This window comes from Paraliobacillus ryukyuensis (assembly GCF_003315295.1).
Lineage (GTDB): Bacteria > Bacillota > Bacilli > Bacillales > Amphibacillaceae > Paraliobacillus > Paraliobacillus ryukyuensis.
On the sequence record NZ_QNRI01000005.1, the window covers coordinates 73,398 to 92,093 of the forward strand.

An 18,696-nucleotide genomic window follows, 5' to 3' on the forward strand; every position below is an offset into this window, starting at 1 on the left:
GAAAAGCAGCCTAATAATCACGTAAATAAGAAAAACTCGTCTTCATCATCCTCTTTCGATTCTTTTGGTTTTCTGTTTTTTGGTAGGTTAATTCTTTCTTCTAGGAGGTAACGGAATTGTGCAGTGCGTTGTAGTTGGTTTAACATGGAGCCGTAAGAAACATCTAAAACAATCGTTTTTCCATTTCGAAAAATAATTTTTGTTCTATTTTGAGGTGTGCGTTGTAGGTCATAAACAAAGGAGTGGGAAATCCAAGAACAAAATGGTTGCTGAGGATAAGCGGTCGGAAAAAAGTACATGCTTAACACAGTATAAATGTAGTTTTAAAAATATAATATAATACCTACACATCAACGTTTTAATGATTTTATTCTAAAATGAATAAAACGATTTTTTGATTAAAAGTGTATCATTTACAGTATCACAAGCAAAAGCACCCTACTTTATAGATAGGCGTTTTCTTACATATGTAAAAGTTAGTTGGTGGTCATACACTTTAATATTATCATCTAATGTGGAAAGTATTCTTTAATTTATTTTGGTCAAAATGATTTTTCTTTTTACAAAAATTCCATAATGATTCAATTTTCTGCTGCAATATCAGTATTACAGAACTTATAAAACTGGCTTATATAAAAGAGGAGGAACTGATATTTTGAAGGAAAACAAAAAAGGCACAAAAAAGGCAGTTAAAATTTTACTGATTGGTAGCCTATTATTTATTGCACTCGTTGGAGATGGAGTATATTGGGCATTTTTCGATATGAATAGATTACCAACAGGAGAATATCTTACAGAAGAAACATCTCCAGATGGAAGCTATACTTTAAAAGCATACCTTGCGAATGGAGGAACCACGACTTCGTATTCTATACGAGGGGAATTAGTATTTAACAATCGTGATGGAAAGACAAAAAATATCTATTGGAATTATCGTGAAGAAACCGCCAATATTGAATGGAAAGATAACGACACAGTAGTAATTAACAGTCATACACTTAACGTTCTTCAAAAAAAATTAGACTTTAGAAACCAATAAATTTAGATATCTTAGTCTCTCCCGCTAAAGTGTTTTTCTGCATTTCTCTAAATTTCAACTGTTCCTAAAATCTTTTTTCTAGTACGCTCTTCTTGCGCTAGAAGCATACGGTAAAACGCAACGTTTTCCTTCGCTTCAACTAGGTGGCTGCTCATTTTTGGTAAGACAGTCGCAAAGTTTTTATTTGCCTCTGTGGCACCCGCTTGTGCTCTTCGATCCATGAAGCGCTTGATTTCCTCTAGTGCATGATCTACCTGCTCCTCATCACTACGATAACTAGTGCTGAAGCCGTTGAGTTTATTGGATAGTTTTTTCATCACTTGGACGCTGGCATGTTCATCTTCATCCATGGCAGATGGTGATGGCGCTTGAGCAGCTGTAATATCACTTACGCTAGCGGCGACAATTGTAAAATAATTTCTAAAAATTAAAACCAACTTAATTATTCTAAAAGGTTATTCTCAATCATAAAAATTGTGGCGCAAGAGAAATTTTATCTATATTAACAAATAATCTTATTTTTTACATAAAATTAATTTACATTATTTGTTTTATTTGTATAATTTATTTTATACAAATAAAAAGGAGAGATTTTCATGAAAGATAGTAGTTTTAAAGTTTTATCTATTTTTATGGCTTTAATGTTATTTTTTTCAAGTTTAGCACCATCGCTAATCTATGCTTCTGAATCAAGCAATGAAAGTTTAGAATCTCTAGAACTAAGTTAAATAGATTTTAAGAACATTCCTAAAGAGTTGCTAGATCCGAATTATTACAGCGAAGATGAAATTTTATACATACCAAATGAGTACTTTAACCCTTATCATGAAGATTCGATAGGAGCAACTTTTAATCCATACAAAACAGAAAAATCAAAATATGAAATGCATGCAGCGTTTGCGGCGGCTGCCGGTATTTATTTAATTCCTGGAATTGGTGAAGTAGCTCTCACTGTAACTGGCGCTGTAGTAATCGGAGGAGTTACAATTAAGGCGGGATCGTGGCTGTATAACAAGGTAGCAGCATACTTTACTGCAAGAGCATATGGTAAAGCAAAAAAGAATGGAACAAAAACTAAAGATCATTCCACTACTAGTTCAGGGTTATCTAGACACGGAGACAGCTATTCATCAAAGGACAGGGTCAAAAATGGTAAAGTAATTCAAAGGAGATACTACGACAAAAACGGTAACGCTGACATGGATATTGATTACACAAACCATGGGAACCCTAAGAAGCACCCTAAAGTTCCTCACAGACATGATTGGAAAAAGGGAAAAAGGGGCTCTGGTTATTAGAAAAAAGGAGGATCATAATGACAAAACAAGAGTTTGATAAATTAAAAAATTTAATAGCTATAGGTGAAGAAATAAATTTTGATTATAACAGCCAAGAATATTGGATTAGTCAAACTCCCGGAGAATATCATTTAACTAGAGTAAGTGACTCATATTCTCAAACTTTTAAAACTGTCGATAATTTATTTAATAATGCAACTTTAAACGGAGAGTATTTAAAGGATGTTTATTCAGAAATAACCTGGTGAGTAATTAAATATTTACTCTAATAATTTAGAAAGCCTCCACGATGTGGGGGCTTATTTTTTTATAGATTACCATTATTTAACCTGCATTGTAGCTCTTTAATCATCGTAGATGGTTCACTGATCTTCTTGTCATAAGGTGTACCAAGATGTTTTTGTAAAGCGCCTACAGTGTTAGGGCCAAGTAGTCCATCGGCTTTAGAACCTACTTTTCTTTAAATGCATGAATTACTATACTACCATCCTTGCCATTATCGAACTTAATACCACTTGTAATAGCGTTTGTAGTATGGTTGTGTACTGGTCGCTCATATAACCATCTTCTGTGGTTCCGAGTTCATCTTGCAATGCTTTCGTTGTTTTACTTCCCCAGTAGCCATCAACGCTAAGGTTTGCGCCACCTTTAGATGAGCGACTTGATTTACCACCAAGATTAGGTTTTTTACCAGATCTAAGTTGTGATAGTGATAAACCGCCAGGCATTTGTAAATGTGGGTAGTCTTTAAAACTAGACCAATCACCGCCCCATTCAAATCCAAGAGACTTACCAACAGCTGCAACACGTCTCCAGTCTTTGTTTACATCCCAAATAGCTTTTTTCCCGTCATTTGATACTAAGAAGTAGTCTACAGATAATCCAAAATTATCCATCCACTCGAAAAAAGTAGAAAAAATTATTAGAGAACTAATGTCTAAAGCTTTAGCTACCTTCGAGCAACCAACCGTTCAATAAAAACAAAAAAGCATGAAGTCGATGCCTAACTATATCGACTTCATGCGCAATGGCATAGTACTTCTAAATGAATATATACGAAAAAGCAGCCTAATAATCACGTAAATAAGAAAAACTCGTCTTCATCATCCTCTTTCGATTCTTTTGGTTTTCTGTTTTTTGGTAGGTTAATTCTTTCTTCTAGGAGGTAACGGAATTGAGCAGTGCGTTGTAGTTGGTTTAACATGGAGCCGTAAGAAACATCTAAAACAATCGTTTTTCCATTTCGAAAAATAATTTTTGTTCTATTTTGAGGTGTGCGTTGTAGGTCATAAACAAAGGAGTGGGAAATCCAAGAACAAAATGGTTGCTGAGGAGAAGCAGTCGGAAAAAAGTACATTCCACTAGAAGGATCAATGGAGATAGGTACTTTATGTTTTACATTTAAAATCGTACGAGCTCCTTCTTGTCTTCCTTTTAAACTACTGCCAAAATACTTACAGGCAAAATCAATCAATTGCACCGGAGCTTGTCTTACATAACTAGATTGTCCATTACTTTCAATTACGTGTGAAACATAGTAACCATCAACCTTTTCAGCAATAATAGCTACAGTTACTGGATTCACTTCGTAGTTATCTTTCATAAAAACCATCTCCCTTAAATAAAATTTATTTTAAGTAATAAATAACTCAAAATATGTATACAATATACTATATTATTGTAAATATTGGTAGTATTTTGAATAATTGTACCCAAAATTGTCACATTTATCTTTTACAAACATTTTTTTGATATAATAAACATAAAATATGATAAGGAAAAGGAGGCACTTTGATGTGGAATCCTTTCAAGAAACAATCAACAGATGCTCAAAAACAGGAGCAAACATACCCTACGATTGATATTTCATTAGCAGAATTAAAATATGCCATTCATGAATATGGTATGCAACTTCCAAAAGAGATCCCTTTAAGTATTTTAATTAAACATGACTTAAGTGTTGACTACAAGTTATTAGCCCCGATTTTAAAAGGTATACCAAACAAAACGTATTATATGTCTCATGAAACTTATGAAATTTTTGAAGAAAAGGATCGCCAGTTAGCAATTGATTTTGATAATGTACAGCAAGCTGTCGACAATTATATGCAACAAACAAAAGAACTACCAGTTATTCATGGTGATCCTTACCGCAAAGTAAGTTACCACAAGCTAGAAAAACTAGGATTACTCGATTATCGACCACAACAAGAATTCTATATTACAGATGAAGAACACTTGATTTCTAACCAACGGCCGTAACGTTAGCTGAGTTTTTTCTCCAAGAAAAAAACACGAACTATAAAAATAAAATGTACTCATTTTATTTTTATAGTTCGTGTTACGCATAGATAGCTTGTTAATCATGTAGTAGAATTGATTTATTTGGATAAGATAACTTGTTCCCAATGTTGTTTGGACTTAACCAGCGTTGCTTTTGTATCCTTCCGTAATTCATCCAACTTTGCTAACGTATGCGATGTTTGTTGATACATTTGGTTTACTTGCTCTTGTGAACGATGAATTTTATCTTGTACCATCCAATCCGCAATGACACCATCAAAAAAATAATCCATAAACGTTAAACCACCAGAAATAGATACATCTGCCGAAAACTTCGTACCGATATCATCTAATTCTCTAGCAAATTTACGTAATAATTGTTGCGCATAACGCACTTCATTCCGGGCATCATCCATATGACCATGTTTAATTGATGTAGAAATAAGTCCGCCACCAAACAAATCAACCGTACCCCAATTACCAGCTTTCTCTAAATAATTCAGCGCACGCTTTAAAGCTAATTTTGCATTTAATCCTGCTTCATAGGCTTCCTCTATTTCTTTTTGATCGGCTTGTAGATCTGCAATTGTTTCATTTAATTGTAATAATTGCGGCGTTTCTTGCTTATGGATCAAAACTTCTTGTTTTTCATTCAACATTTTTTGATAACGAGAAGGAGCATCGGCTATGTCACTAATTTGCTTTTTTAAAGTCATTAGCTCTTGATAAACTTCTTGTTTAGCTGCCTTTGCTTCTTCAAAACGCAATTGAGCAGCAAGTACTTCTTCTTTTTCTTTTAACAAGCGATCATCTTTCTTTCCAACTAAGGTCACAAATAAGCTTGTGAGACTAACCCCTTCCAGCTTCTCTACATCTACTTTCTCTTCCTCTAATTTTTTCCGATAACGATTTTCCTGAAGTACTAATTGGTCATATTCTGCTTCTACTTTATTTAAAGCTTTCTTATACTTTTCTAATTCACGTACCTTTTCTTTTTCCATCACTAATTGTTCATGCGTAACCATTATTTACTCACCTCTTTCGTCCTATCTACGAAAAAGACTACATATGGGTTTCACGTTGTTTAATAGTTTTTTCAATTTTATTAATTCTCTCCTGCATCGGTGGATGGCTATACCGCATCCATTTAACAAAGAACAGTGGATCGGTGTCGCTTTTTGCTTGCTTCGCGATACGTTCAAAACTTGCTAAAGCAGGCTCAAGATCTTCGGTATGTCTAATTGCATAATTATCTGCTTGTTTCTCCATTTCGCGAGAGATAAATAGTGAGACTGGTTCACTAACCGTTAATAACGCTAAAACTATCACCAAAATAATTGGAATCGCACGAATATCACATAATCTGTAATTCGGAAATTTCTTTTGCATCAACCAACGATAAAAACGTGACGTCAAAAATAGTAACAAGAAGGCAAACAGTAAATAGCCAATTGTCCCTACATAGACATGATGCATGGTATAGTGCCCTATTTCATGGGTCAGAATAAATAAAACCTCATCAGGCTTCATTTGATTTAATGTGGTATCCCAAAGCACAATCCGTGCATTGCCAAATATACCTGTTACATAAGCATTAAAGGTAGAAACTTCCTCACTCCTATTGACTTGTAAAATGGTTGGGTCTGTTAATCCCAATTCTTCGGTTAACGCTTCAATATCATTCCTAAGTTCTCCAGGCTTAAGTAAAGAAAAATCTTGATAAAGTGGATCAATGAGAACAGGTTGTACATAAACAAAAATGATTGTGAATGGGATCAATAATAACCAGATGACCAAGTACCATTTGTTCGGCCAACGTTTGACCACCGGTCTAAAGATGCTCATTAAAGCTGCAAGTAAAATCCATGTGAATACAAAATCTAGCACTTGATCCCAAGACCAACTTGCAAATGTTTGATGACTGGTTTCGGCTACATGGGTTACGATATACCAGAGGAGATGAAAAGGTAGTTGAGCTACCTCATAAATAACTAAAAGAAACAAGCTAATGACGATATTTTCTAACCAGAAGCTCTTAAATTGTAATCGCTCCTTCCACTGTTCAACCCATTCACGTTGTATGCAAGTAAGCAGTAACAAAATGGGTAGTGGTAGTTTACTAAAAAAAATCGCGTGAGCAATTGCTGGGTATCTTGAATTGTCGAAAGAGACAAGCGGATAAGCATATAAAAAGTAACTAAACACTATTGCTACATAAAGTAAATAAATAAACAAGATCTTTTTACTCAATATGATCGCTCCTAAGAAAAATCGTTAATCTAAATAAAAGGAGTTGTCCCTTAGACAACTCCCTTTATTGTTGAAACTTCATAAACATGATTGATTCAATTAATAAATTAAATCAATTAATTGTTCTTTTGTTATTTTACCTAGATAGTGCGGTACATCTATATCAGCTAATGCATCTTCTAACGCTTGACGTTGGTATCTTGTATCTACTAAAGCTTGTTCAAGTTCGGTTATATCTCCGATTCCAAAAAAGTCTCCGTAGATTTTAAAATCTTTGATCACCCCTTTTGAAACATCCATTCGAACATCGACTAAACCAGCGTCAAACTTGTGTGACTTTTGAATATCAAAAGCTGGTGATTTTCCGTAGTTCCAATCCCATTGTTGATAACGTTCTTTTGATAGTTGATGAATATTATCCCAATCTTGTTCCGTTAGCTGGTAACGTGGAACATCCTTAACATCTTTAACATTAAAAATATATTTCAAAATATGCTCTTTGAATGCTTGCATTGACAATTTTTCATCCATAAATTCCGAAATATTTGATACACGACTGCGAATAGATTTAATCCCTTTTGATTTAATCTTTTCCGCATTTACGTTTAAAGCCGAAACAACATGTTCAATCTCTGAATCGTACATTAATGTTCCGTGGCTAAACATACGTCCACGAGTCGTAAATTGTGCATTTCCGGATATTTTTTTTCCCTCTGCAGCCAAATCGTTACGTCCTTTTAATTCGGCAGGAACTCCCAGTTCTTGGAGTGCATCCACAACTGGTTGGGTGAATTTAGCGAAGTTATGAAAACTGTCCCCATCATCTTTTGTAATAAAACTAAAGTTCAAATTGCCTTCATCATGATAAACTGCTCCTCCACCAGAAAGGCGACGAACAACATCGATGCCGTGTTCTTCCACGTATTTCGTATTAATCTCTTCAATCGTATTTTGGTTTTTTCCAATGATAATAGACGGCTTGTTGATGTAAAATAATAAATATGTATCTTCTTCACTGAAATTTTTTAGAATATATTCTTCAATTGCTAAATTAATATGTGGATCAGTAATCCCCTCGTTATCAATAAATTTCATTGCAAAAGCGCCTCCTTTTTTATCTATTATCAGTGTAAAACAAACGATATGGTAAGGCAATATTTCTGCATTTTTCTACCACTTGCTTTGCCATTGAAATCCGCCATTTGCCAAATCAATCACGCCTTTAAAAACAGATGCCGCTTCTGTCTTTAAATTTAACCGATCACCAAAATGCGGATGATGACTTAGTAGTAAATGACCGACATTTGCCTGTGATGCAATTCTGCCACATTCGACACTATTCATGTGCCCAAAAGCAGCAGCATCTTGATCATGATAGAAACTACAGTCCGTTATTAATAAATCAACATCCTTCGCAAATGGAATAACTGCGTCTTGAAAACTTGAATCTGCTGTATAAACGACAGTAGATTCACCATCTGTAATACGCATCGCATAACAGGGAGCCGGATGAATGGTTTTTAAAAAAGAAATGCTAAATGGACCAATTTCTAATGTTTCTTCTGGTTGATAAGCAAATCCTTTCGTTGCTTCATGTGTTAGTCTATCAAAAGTTGTTTTATCCTCTTGATGTCCAAAAATCGGTAGAACATGATCGGTTTGACGAATATCATTTTGAACCAACCACTGGTATTGAAGCACACCCAGGTCTGCAATATGATCTTGATGATAGTGCGATAGAATTAGCCCATTAATATCCATCACATCTGTATATTTGGGTAATTGCGCTAATGCACCACTGCCACAATCCAATAAAATTTTAAAATCGTCTTTTTCAAGTAAATAACAGGAGGTAGCACTATCTTCTTCGGGATAGGCTCCCCAAAATCCAACAACGGTTAATTTCATGATTTACCTCTTTTCATCATCTAAAAAGGTTATGATTTGGTCCACCACTTGCTCTCCCTGACGAATACAGTCAGGTAAACCAATTCCTCGATATGAATTGCCTGCTACAAAAACCCCTGGTAGTTGATCATCTAAATCATGGGAGAGTGTCTCTAATCGTTCTAAATGACCAACTGTATACTGTGGCATCGAATCTCTCCATCGTGTCACCACATGGAAGTCTGGTTTAGCGGTAATCCCCATAATTTTTTCTAAATCTTTTAACGCGATAGCAACGATTTCTTCATCTGTTAAATTTACCACTTCTTCATCGCCAGGCTTTCCTACATAGCAACGAAGCAATGCTTTATTTTCTGGTGTCGTAGTTGGCCATTTTTTATGTGTCCACGTACAAGCAGTAATACGATAATCGCTATTACGGGAGACGACAAATCCAGTTCCATCGATATCTGTTGGAATAGCAGCTTGATCAAATGCCATTGCAACATTAGCTACAGAAGTGGCTTTCATCTCTCCAAATTGTTCCCAGAAGTCATATTGACTAAACATGCGCTGTGCTTGTTTTACAGACGTTGTTAAAGCAACACTGTCAGCTGTTAACACTTCTCCATTATCTAGCAACAAATGATAGCCTACTGGCTTTTTTTCAATATGATTCACTTTCGTTGTTGTTAAAACTTGCACAATCGAAGAATCGAACTGATTTTTAACTTGGGTTACTAATGATTCTAATCCATCTTTTAATGAATAGAATTTACTCGATTTTTTAGCCGTTTTTTTATCTTTTTGTCCCATTGTTTGACGGGACGCTTTTATTAAACTACTATACTCTTGTTCCATTTGATAGAATTGCGGAAAGGTAGCCATTAGGCTTAATTGATCAATATCTCCCGCATAAATTCCAGATAAGAGTGGTTCAATTAAATGTTCAAGTAATTCATTACCAAAGTGATAACGAAAAAATTCTCCAACCGATTGATCGGATTGTGCTTCTTTTTTCGATATGGACAAATCACGCAACATGCGTAACTTCCCTTTTAAGGAAAACATTTTAGACAACATGAATGGTGATAGTTTAGTAGGAATCCCCATGAAAGAACCTTTAGGAATTTCGTGTAACGACTCGCCTACTAGAACAAAAGATTTACCTGTATTGTTTTTAACAAGTTGATCTTCAAGTCCAATTCGACGTGCTAAACGAGCAGCAGCTTCTTTCCGGATTAAGAAAGAATCAGGACCCCGTTCAATGGTAAAACCTTGTTTTTTTACCGTTTCAATTTTCCCACCTAATTTGTCTGATGCTTCGATTAAGGTAACTTTATATGGTAATTGATTGTCTTTAATTGCTTCTTGTAAGTAGTAAGCAGTGGTTAATCCTGTAATACCGCCACCTACAATTACTATTTCCTTTGTCGTCATCATTATTGATCCCCACGCTTTTGGAATTGTTCCCACACAACATCTGCCAATGTTTCAATAAATGCGTTCGCGACATTTGGCATTGGTGGTCGATAATAAGATGCACCCAATTCCTCACATACTACTTTACATTCATAGTCATTGTCATAAAGAACTTCTAAGTGATCCGCTACAAAACCTACCGGAGCATAAACAAATGTGCGATATCCTTGGTCATGATAGAGATCACGTGTCAAATCTTGCACATCAGGTCCAAGCCACGGATCCGGTGTGTTGCCTTCACTTTGCCACCCCAATGCATAATTACTAATACCAGTAGCTTCTGAAATTAATCTAGCTGTTGTTGCCAATTGGTCTGGATATGGGTCGCCATTTTTTATAATTTTTTCGGGTAGACTATGGGCAGAAACGACTAATACAGCCTTCTCCCTTTCTTCATCGGTCATCTTGGCATATTCCCCTTTTATTGCTTCTGACCAATAATTGATAAACCCCGGTGCATCGTACCAACTTTCTACCGAATAAATGGTTGGTTTTCCATGCTTTTCTGCTTCTTCCTGTGCACGGCCATTATAGGACTTCACGCTAAAGGTGGAGTAATGAGGTGCTAGCACAAGTGATACTGCTTCTTCGATGCCGTCTTCCGCCATTTGTTTTACAGCATCTTCAATAAATGGTTCTATATGTTTTAGTCCTAAGTAAGGAACAAATTCTACTTCTTCTTGCATATCATTGAGTTTATGCAACAGAGCATCTTTTTGTTGATCAGTTATGCGTGCTAACGGAGAAATACCTCCAATTGCGCGATAACGATCCGTTAAGTCTTGCAGCATTTCTGGGGTTGGTTTACGACCATGACGAATATCAGTATAGTAACGTTCAATGTCTTCTTCTTTGTATGGCGTACCATATGCCATCACAAGTAAACCTATTTTTTTCTTTGTCATAAAAAACACCTTCCTAATAATTTAATAAATATATTTATTTTGCAGAATAAGTATGAATAAATTGCGTTAATCGTTTTAATGTTTCAGGTTTAATTTCTGGTGTCACCCCATGTCCTAAATTAAATACGTGACTTGGATGTTTTTTGCCTTGATCAATAATGAATTTTGTTCTTGTTTCAATCGTATCCCAATCTGAAAGCAAGATAGCTGGATCAAGATTTCCTTGCAGTGTCTTCGTTATGCCTAAATTTCTTGCTTCTTGAATTGACATTCTCCAATCAAGTCCAATGACGTCTATAGGTAAATCATTCCATTCTTGAATTAAATGACTTGCTCCTACACCAAAGAGAATAAGTGGTACATTTTCCTCTTGTAAAGCAACAAAAATGCGTTTCATTACAGGCTTGATAAACGTCTGGTAATCAGCTGCAGGTAACGCCCCTACCCAGGAATCAAAAATTTGGATAGCTTTGGCACCTGCACGGATTTGAGCTTTCACATAGGAAATGGTCATCGTAGCTAGCTTATCCATTAATGCAAACCAGATGGCTGGGTCCTTATACATCATTGCTTTCGTTTCTTGATAATTTTTCGAAGGACCACCTTCAATCATGTAACTAGCCAGTGTAAAAGGAGCTCCACTAAAACCAATTAGCGGTACGTTCAACTGCTCATTAGTTAACAAACGAATCGTATCTAAAACGTAGGGCACATCACGTTCTGGTGCAATCCTGCCAAGTCGCTCTACATCTGCCATCGTACGAATCGGTTGTTCAATAACAGGACCAACGCCAGATTTAATTTCAACATCTACACCAAGTGCAGGTAGAGGAGACATGATATCTTTATATAAAATCGCTGCATCTACCCCATACTGTTCGACTGGCAACCGTGTTACATAAGCACAGAGTTCAGGCTCATGTGTAATCTCAAATAAAGTATATTTTTCTTTCAATTTACGATATTCGGGTTGCGACCGACCAGCTTGACGCATAAACCAAACTGGTGTATAAGCGGTCTCTTCCCCTCTGAATGCTTTTATTATTGTGTCATTATACTGTTTACCCACAAACGTCACCCTTCAACTATTTATTCCTGCTTTTTTTGATCACTCTTCCTATCATATTGGAATTTATCTTAGCATTGTAGTACTTATGAAAAATTGTCACCAAATTGTAATTATTATAAATAAATAACCCTTTTAATTGTATCGATTAATTTCCAAATGATAAAGTAATTTGATTTGATTTTGTTCCTTGCTGTTTGGTCAATTGATTATACGGTACAACATAATAACTAGAAGATTGAAATACTGATACATCTGTTAAAATAAATTGGCCTTTACCTTGCACTTGACCAATCTTCTTACTACCTGCATCTGTTACGCTATATATATGATAAACCACGCGTTCATCATCACTTGCGGTCCATGTTAATTTTCCTTGCACAAGTGACCATCCACCAAGTTGATACGAAACGTCTAGATCATCAATCACAGGCAATTGAATTGGTTGTTCCACATCATCTACATTAATTGGTTTGGTGAATTGATCACCTAGTGGTTGTTGTTGATCAATGGCTTGTAGTATCGCTTTTGTTGCAATCGTAGCTGCACTACTTCCTTTGGTTAAATAATGTGTTTCATCACTTTGATCATATCCCATCCACAATGCAGTGGTATATTCTGGTGTCACACCAGCAAACCAAGCATCTTTTGCTTGACCTTCTACTTGTGGATGTTGTGTTGTACCTGTTTTACCCGCTAATGCTTTTGCGTATTCTCCAGCAGTAGCAGTTCCATTATTTACTACATTTTCGAGCATGCGCAACATACTCCACGCAACTTGTTTGGAAAATACTTGGGTAGTCGTTGGATTCGCTTCACCAATTAGCGTCCCATTACGATCATGAATCGATACAATGGCATGCGGTTGAATCCACTCCCCATCATGAATAAATGTGCGATATCCTGCAGCAATTTCGATTGGGGTTAACCCATTTTTCAAACCGCCTAATGCGATTGCCAACCCTTGATCAGATAATGAGATATCCATTTTTTCTAAGTAGGTTTTGCTATAGTCGATTCCAATTTGATCCAACAACCAAACTGCTGTTGCATTTTTTGATTCTGCTATCGCTTGGTACATAGATATCTCACCAGCATAACCCCCGTCTGCATTAGCTACTTGATAATCATCATAAGATTGTGCGCGATCTTGTAATAAGGAATAGGGTTGATAATTATTCATTAAAGCAGGTCCATAAACAGCTAACGGTTTAAGAACCGAACCAGGTTGACGTCTGAGCATTGCTCGATTATGCTCACCGATTTGAAAATTACGTCCTGCAATAACCGCTTCTAATGCGCCAGATTTTTGATTCATCAGTACAAAAGAAGACTCCACATTTGGTTCCGATCCATAGTAAAAATTTTCTTGTTGTAGTTGTTGATAAGCTGTTTTTTGTGCAACGTTATTCATGTAGACCGTTATATCATATCCACCACGTTTTAGTTCTTCTGTTGTTAATTGATATTGTGAAGCTGCTTCACGAATCACAACATCTAGATAGTCGTCTAACCATGGAGATTGCGCTTCTTTTTGTTCCACAACATCTACGGTCTTTCCTTGTAACGTTAGTTTTTCCTCAGTCTCTAGCATACCCGCTTTTTCCATTTGAGATAAAACAATGTCCCTGCGCTTTTTCGTTGCATCTTTATCTAAATAAGGAGAATACGTATTAGGAGCTTTTACTAACCCCGCAAGCATAGCACCTTCTGTAATTGTTAATTCTTCCACTGGTTTATCAAAATAATAATCGGCGGCTGTACCAATCCCATAAATGCCATGAGCAAAATACACTTCATTCATATACAACTCTAATATTTTATCTTTGCTATAATGACGCTCAAGATAAATGGAAGCCATTACTTCTTTTGTTTTTCTCATCCATGTTTTTTCATCGTGTAAGAACAAATTTTTTGCTAATTGCTGTGTTATCGTACTGGCACCTTCTACTTTTTGCAAAGCCACCACATCTTTATAGACTGCACGAGCTACCGCATTAAAATCTACTCCAGCATGGTCATAAAAACGAACATCCTCGACTGCAACAAATGCTTGTTGGACATGTTTCGGTACTTGATCTATGGTCACAAGATTTCGGTTTTCTTGATATAATTTACCTACTACATCACCGTCTTGTGTCTTGACTGTAGTTGTAGCTGGCAAAATTAAATCTTCTTCATCAACCACTAATCCTCCACCGTAAATAATAATCATAAAACCTACAATAGCTAATAAAGCCATCGAACCAAATCCAATACTTAGCCATTTAACCCAGGAAGACCAGCGGATTTGTCGCATTCTATCTATATATTTCATTTCATTCTCCTCTTTGTATAACCCTTCATTTCATAATTTTTTCGATTTAAATATAGCATAGCTAGTACATTTAACCACCAAAAGGAAGCAAACAACTGCTAATCATTGGTTAATTATACGACAGTTTTCGACTTTTAGAAAGAATAACTGTAAGCTATTGTCAGATCAATGTACATGCAAATAAATTATTGGTAAACTAGAGACAATAACATATCATACTTGTATAGGAATCTTCATTTATAACATCGCTTATCTTTTCGAAAAAACCAAAATTCAACGAGGTGATAACAATGAAAGCTTATATGACAAACGGAACTTTACCTTACCTTGAACATATTGCGCTTCATCATCCAGAATTAACCATCACTTTGATGGAACGGGATAACTCAACACTTGCTTATTATGAGATAGATCAACAAGTTTCGCTTTTTCGTGAAGCTCGAATTTACGATGTACTCATGACTTATGGAGAATTACAACAACAAGGTATCGTCACAATGCGACATATCCCGCTTACAGATGATGGCAAACCAGTTTTTGAAGCGGAATGGAAAAAAAATAATGATGTATTAAAAAAACAAGAAGAATTGTTTGCTTACAGGGTATTAAAGCCCCTTTACGGTAACACCTATGTGGTTATGATGCAGTGGAAAAACAGAGACGCTTTTCATCAATGGGACGTAACTAACCTTACAAATGAACATATTGCAACTGATTATCGAGCTGGTCGAGCGTTCACCACCTATTACACTATGGTCGATTGGGAAGAAGAACAATAGTAAAAAAACTCGTAAAATACTATTTTACGAGTTTTTTATGCGAAATAATCCATTTCGATGTGCATAAACCGCTGCTTGCGTGCGATCGTTGACATTTAATTTACTTAAGATATTACTAACATGTGTCTTGACTGTTTTTATCCCGATAAATAACCGATCGCCAATTTCCTGATTTGTCAACCCTTCCCCAATACACATTAAAACTTCTAATTCTCTCTCGGTTAACTGGTCGTGTGGTTTCTCCTGATGTGATCGAAAGCTAGTCATCATCTTATTGGCAACTTTCGGTTCAATCACCGTATCACCCCCGTAGGCTTTTTTGATTGCGTCACATATTTCTTCGGCTGAAGAGGTTTTAAGCAAATAACTAAATGCCCCGGCTTCTAAAGCTGGAAATACTTGTTGATCATCATAATAGCTAGTAAGTATAATTACTTTACAATTTGACAATTGGCTCATAATTTCTCGCGTTGCTTCAATTCCATTGCCGTTTTCCATGATGAGATCCATTAACACAACGTCAGGCTTCTGAGCTAAAACAATTTCCACCCCTTTTGTACCACTTGAGGCTTCTCCGACAACTTCCAATTGTTCTTCTGTTTCTAAATACGTAATGACACCTTTTCTAACAATATCATGGTCATCAACAACAACAACTCGAATCATACTACTCTTCCTCCCCTATTTGTAACGGTATACGGATATCGATATGCGTGCCTTCCTCTAACTTTGATCGAATAGAAAAAGTACCGCCGATTTCCTCTGCTCTTTCTTTCATTGTTTTTAAACCATAAGAAGCAATTTTTTGGTGATCAGCAAACAAATCAATTCCTTTGCCATTATCAGCTATATGTAAAAAAAACTCTTGTTGATACTTTTTGATATCGATGGTAACTTCTGTTGCTTCAGAGTGACGTAAAATATTTGAGAGTGCTTCTTGGACAATTCGAAACACATGTTCCTCAGTAGTTTGTGATAATCTATCAAAGGGGTCAATATGCATTTGAAAGTTAATCGAACATTTTTGTTCTAGTTCATTGACTAATTGTTTTATCCCAATCGAAAGCGAATCACCTGACAAGTGTACAGGTCGTAGGTGAAGTAACAATGCACGCATCTCTGTTTGTGCTTGTTTTGCCGTCATTGCAATTTCTTTGATTTGTTTTTTTGCCTTTTCAGGATGCTTATCTACTACGCGAACAGTTGCTTCTGACATCATGGTTAAAGCAAACAATTGCTGACTTACAGCATCATGCAGATCCCTAGCTAACCGCTGCCTTTCCTCGATTGTGGCTGCTTTATGAGCAGATTTTGCATACTCTGATTTTTCATCAGCTAAACGTTGCAACGATCTAACCTGGCCTTGCATCTTCTCTCCTAGTTCATTCAATTCATCACCAATACGGCCGATCTCGTCTTCCCCAATATCATAAATGCGTGTAGTGTAGTTTCCTCTGGCCAATTGGGCAATTAAAACAGATAAATAATCCACTCTTGTTTTCGTATCACTACTAGCTTTAAACCCACTGTAAATAGAGAATATGAAGGCAATAACGACATACGCAAGGATAAAGACAAATATGCTAATACTTGTAAGCCAGGTAGGTGAAAACAGGACATGAATGGTTAATAAAAATGCTAGTAAAGTAATTAGTGTAAGAAATAACGCATATAAATGAGCTCGTATATACGTATAACGAATAGAGTTTAACCGATTTAACAACTAACCTTCACTTCCTTCTTTATACTTTATCGATTCGTATCGAACCTATCCTTAATTTTAAATCCATTGTTAATTTTCGCGTAACTGTTTGATAGTTCTCTGTTTCATAAGCGAAGCTCCGATTGAATCCTTCACTTACGTCTTGATCAAATAAGGTAATATCTCCGGTATTCACTTCTGCATTTACTGCAAATTCAACATTTTCAGGAATTAAAATTTGAATATCTCCAATTAAACCATGGATACGGATAGGAATATTCTTATCAGCAATAAAAGCTTTCGTGAAATCAATATGATAGTCACCAATCGCATTCCACATCTCCATTGGCTCTACTTTCCAATTTGGTGTGTTAAATTTGTGATCTCCTATCATAAATTTCTGTTTACCACTATACATGGCTTCACTTTGTTTATGATCATCAGAATCAAAAATTACTTTGAACTTGTTTTTCTTCTTTTTAGGTTTGAGAAAACTAAATCCAATATAAACAATTAATAATGGCCATAATTTAAAAACATCCCAAAATGTAAACGTAATATAATCTAGTCGATCTGCTAACAATAGACCTCCAAATATTAAAAAGAAAGAACCAGAAATCCATCCACCTTTGCCTCTTATTCCGTCAAAACACCATTTCCCACCTAATAAAGCAAAAAATATTGGATAGATAAAAAACCAAGCTTCTGCAAACCCCCAGTCTAATATACCAATATTGGTCAAAATTAAGCTTACACCCAATAAAATGATGAAAAGTGCAATGATATTACGGACTAAATTATTTTTCATTACGATGCCATCCTTATCTATTAAAATTAAATTTTATTCATATTGACGTGTTACGTTGATTATAAGTATAAAAGAAAAACTGTCGATCGTATACAACCGACAGTTTGGTTTTCCATCAGACCTTAGACGGAGAAAAAATTTAATGATGTTTAGTAAAGATTTCTAAACAATATCCATCAAAAATAGTATTATCTCAACCGAATGATTTTTTTGAAACGATATTATATACTATAATCCATCCCACGATAAATAAATATCCAAATCCAAAACCAGCCAGCACATCTGATAAGTAATGAACATTAATGACGTAACGACTTAGACCGATCATTAAGATCAGTATGACACCGATCAATTGTATCACTAACTTCAACGATGCTTGTTTGACTTCTTTACTTACAAAATAAATTAGTAGACCATAGGTAATCATGGCTCCCATTGCATGACCAGAAGGAAAACTAAAACCTACTCCTTCGGCTTCCTCTAAAATACTCGGGCGCTCTCGCTGAGCAATCAGCTTTATCCAACCATTCAAGCGATATCCGAGGAAGGACCCTGCTACTATCCATATAGAAGCAAACCACTTCTTCGTCCATAACAAATAAAGAAGTGCTACAATCAAGATGAAAGGAGTAATAAAACTTCCTGACCCGAGTTCTGTAATCCAACGAAAGATAGAAAAAAATGTAGTACCTGTCCATTGATTAACAAACCTAGACGACCATTGATCAATTATTGGTTCTGTTCCATGCATTACTTGCCAAGTTATCCAGCTTAAAAATAAACTAACTACCACCGTTGAATGAAAAATGAAACGTTTCTGCATTTATATCCCCCATAATAATTTTCCCTAATAAGAACCACCAAGCACTTTTAATTTTAA

General features: G+C 35.7%; 22 protein-coding genes. 6 read left to right on the top strand and 16 right to left on the bottom strand.

Annotated elements, in window-relative coordinates:
• Positions 1–17: 17 nt before the first annotated feature.
• Positions 18–299, bottom strand: a complete 282-nt coding sequence (locus DES48_RS16615) for a competence protein ComK (RefSeq protein WP_113868632.1) — start codon at positions 297–299, stop codon at positions 18–20.
• 356 nt (positions 300–655) lie between these two features.
• Here DES48_RS16615 and DES48_RS09070 point away from each other — a divergent pair, with 356 nt between their 5' ends.
• Positions 656–1,039: a DUF5412 domain-containing protein gene (locus DES48_RS09070; protein WP_170126195.1), complete on the top strand. Its 384-nt coding sequence runs from the start codon at positions 656–658 to the stop codon at positions 1,037–1,039.
• A gap of 47 nt (positions 1,040–1,086) precedes the next feature.
• Here DES48_RS09070 and DES48_RS09075 read toward each other — a convergent pair whose 3' ends face one another.
• Entirely contained in the window at positions 1,087–1,476 is a 390-nt protein-coding gene (locus DES48_RS09075) for a hypothetical protein (protein ID WP_113868636.1), read from the bottom strand.
• 159 nt (positions 1,477–1,635) lie between these two features.
• Between DES48_RS09075 and DES48_RS16395 the strand changes: the two genes are divergently transcribed.
• The 3 genes from DES48_RS16395 to DES48_RS09085 are packed head-to-tail and all read left to right on the top strand — an operon-like array spanning position 1,636 to position 2,585.
• Positions 1,636–1,767: a hypothetical protein gene (locus DES48_RS16395; protein ID WP_281269234.1), complete on the top strand. Its 132-nt coding sequence runs from the start codon at positions 1,636–1,638 to the stop codon at positions 1,765–1,767.
• Between the two features lie 27 nt (positions 1,768–1,794).
• Entirely contained in the window at positions 1,795–2,337 is a 543-nt protein-coding gene (locus DES48_RS09080; protein ID WP_113868638.1) for a hypothetical protein, read from the top strand.
• Positions 2,338–2,354: 17 nt separating this feature from the next.
• On the top strand, positions 2,355–2,585 hold the full coding sequence (locus DES48_RS09085) for a hypothetical protein (RefSeq protein ID WP_113868640.1): 231 nt from the start codon (positions 2,355–2,357) through the stop codon (positions 2,583–2,585).
• A gap of 228 nt (positions 2,586–2,813) precedes the next feature.
• Here the strand turns inward: DES48_RS09085 and DES48_RS09090 are convergent, their stop codons facing one another.
• Positions 2,814–3,233: a M15 family metallopeptidase gene (locus DES48_RS09090; protein WP_113868641.1), complete on the bottom strand. Its 420-nt coding sequence runs from the start codon at positions 3,231–3,233 to the stop codon at positions 2,814–2,816.
• A gap of 179 nt (positions 3,234–3,412) precedes the next feature.
• A complete protein-coding gene (locus tag DES48_RS09095; protein WP_079709129.1) occupies positions 3,413–3,940 on the bottom strand; it encodes a competence protein ComK in 528 nt (175 codons plus the stop codon).
• A 191-nt stretch (positions 3,941–4,131) separates the two neighbouring features.
• Here DES48_RS09095 and DES48_RS09100 point away from each other — a divergent pair, with 191 nt between their 5' ends.
• Positions 4,132–4,599: a DUF3939 domain-containing protein gene (locus DES48_RS09100; RefSeq protein ID WP_113868643.1), complete on the top strand. Its 468-nt coding sequence runs from the start codon at positions 4,132–4,134 to the stop codon at positions 4,597–4,599.
• Between the two features lie 119 nt (positions 4,600–4,718).
• Here DES48_RS09100 and DES48_RS09105 read toward each other — a convergent pair whose 3' ends face one another.
• The 8 genes from DES48_RS09105 to DES48_RS09140 all read right to left on the bottom strand — a co-directional run bounded on the left by DES48_RS09105 (position 4,719) and on the right by DES48_RS09140 (position 14,527).
• The gene (locus tag DES48_RS09105) at positions 4,719–5,645 is read right to left on the bottom strand and encodes a hypothetical protein (RefSeq protein WP_113868645.1); all 927 of its coding nucleotides are present in this window, start codon (positions 5,643–5,645) and stop codon (positions 4,719–4,721) included.
• A gap of 37 nt (positions 5,646–5,682) precedes the next feature.
• Positions 5,683–6,870 carry a M48 family metalloprotease gene (locus DES48_RS09110; protein WP_113868647.1) on the bottom strand — a complete coding sequence of 396 codons (1,188 nt, stop codon included), beginning with the start codon at positions 6,868–6,870 and terminating at the stop codon, positions 5,683–5,685.
• Positions 6,871–6,969: 99 nt separating this feature from the next.
• On the bottom strand, positions 6,970–7,965 hold the full coding sequence (gene lplA / locus DES48_RS09115; RefSeq protein ID WP_113868648.1) for a lipoate--protein ligase: 996 nt from the start codon (positions 7,963–7,965) through the stop codon (positions 6,970–6,972).
• Positions 7,966–8,040: 75 nt separating this feature from the next.
• The gene (locus DES48_RS09120; RefSeq protein WP_113868650.1) at positions 8,041–8,778 is read right to left on the bottom strand and encodes an MBL fold metallo-hydrolase; all 738 of its coding nucleotides are present in this window, start codon (positions 8,776–8,778) and stop codon (positions 8,041–8,043) included.
• Between the two features lie 3 nt (positions 8,779–8,781).
• Positions 8,782–10,200, bottom strand: coding sequence for a protoporphyrinogen oxidase (gene hemY / locus DES48_RS09125; RefSeq protein ID WP_113868652.1), 1,419 nt, complete (start codon positions 10,198–10,200; stop codon positions 8,782–8,784).
• Positions 10,200–11,144 (bottom strand): ferrochelatase, encoded by a 945-nt coding sequence (gene hemH / locus DES48_RS09130; RefSeq protein WP_079709122.1) that lies wholly within the window; start codon positions 11,142–11,144, stop codon positions 10,200–10,202. Before hemH ends, hemY begins: the two co-directional genes overlap by 1 nt.
• A gap of 34 nt (positions 11,145–11,178) precedes the next feature.
• Positions 11,179–12,213: a uroporphyrinogen decarboxylase gene (hemE, locus tag DES48_RS09135; RefSeq protein WP_079709121.1), complete on the bottom strand. Its 1,035-nt coding sequence runs from the start codon at positions 12,211–12,213 to the stop codon at positions 11,179–11,181.
• Between the two features lie 145 nt (positions 12,214–12,358).
• Entirely contained in the window at positions 12,359–14,527 is a 2,169-nt protein-coding gene (locus DES48_RS09140) for a transglycosylase domain-containing protein (protein WP_113868654.1), read from the bottom strand.
• Between the two features lie 290 nt (positions 14,528–14,817).
• On the opposite strand from DES48_RS09140, the gene DES48_RS09145 reads away from it, so the two are divergent.
• Positions 14,818–15,306, top strand: a complete 489-nt coding sequence (locus tag DES48_RS09145; protein WP_079709119.1) for an antibiotic biosynthesis monooxygenase family protein — start codon at positions 14,818–14,820, stop codon at positions 15,304–15,306.
• Positions 15,307–15,330: 24 nt separating this feature from the next.
• On the opposite strand, the gene DES48_RS09150 is transcribed toward DES48_RS09145, so the two are convergent.
• The 4 genes from DES48_RS09150 to DES48_RS09165 all read right to left on the bottom strand — a co-directional run bounded on the left by DES48_RS09150 (position 15,331) and on the right by DES48_RS09165 (position 18,639).
• A complete protein-coding gene (locus tag DES48_RS09150) occupies positions 15,331–15,972 on the bottom strand; it encodes a response regulator (protein ID WP_079709118.1) in 642 nt (213 codons plus the stop codon).
• A gap of 1 nt (position 15,973) precedes the next feature.
• Positions 15,974–17,029, bottom strand: a complete 1,056-nt coding sequence (locus tag DES48_RS09155) for a sensor histidine kinase (RefSeq protein WP_079709117.1) — start codon at positions 17,027–17,029, stop codon at positions 15,974–15,976.
• A 19-nt stretch (positions 17,030–17,048) separates the two neighbouring features.
• Complete coding sequence (gene liaF, locus DES48_RS09160; protein WP_079709116.1) at positions 17,049–17,816, bottom strand: cell wall-active antibiotics response protein LiaF; 768 nt, start codon at positions 17,814–17,816, stop codon at positions 17,049–17,051.
• Between the two features lie 193 nt (positions 17,817–18,009).
• Positions 18,010–18,639 (bottom strand): phosphatase PAP2 family protein, encoded by a 630-nt coding sequence (locus tag DES48_RS09165; RefSeq protein ID WP_113868656.1) that lies wholly within the window; start codon positions 18,637–18,639, stop codon positions 18,010–18,012.
• Positions 18,640–18,696 lie beyond the last annotated feature (57 nt).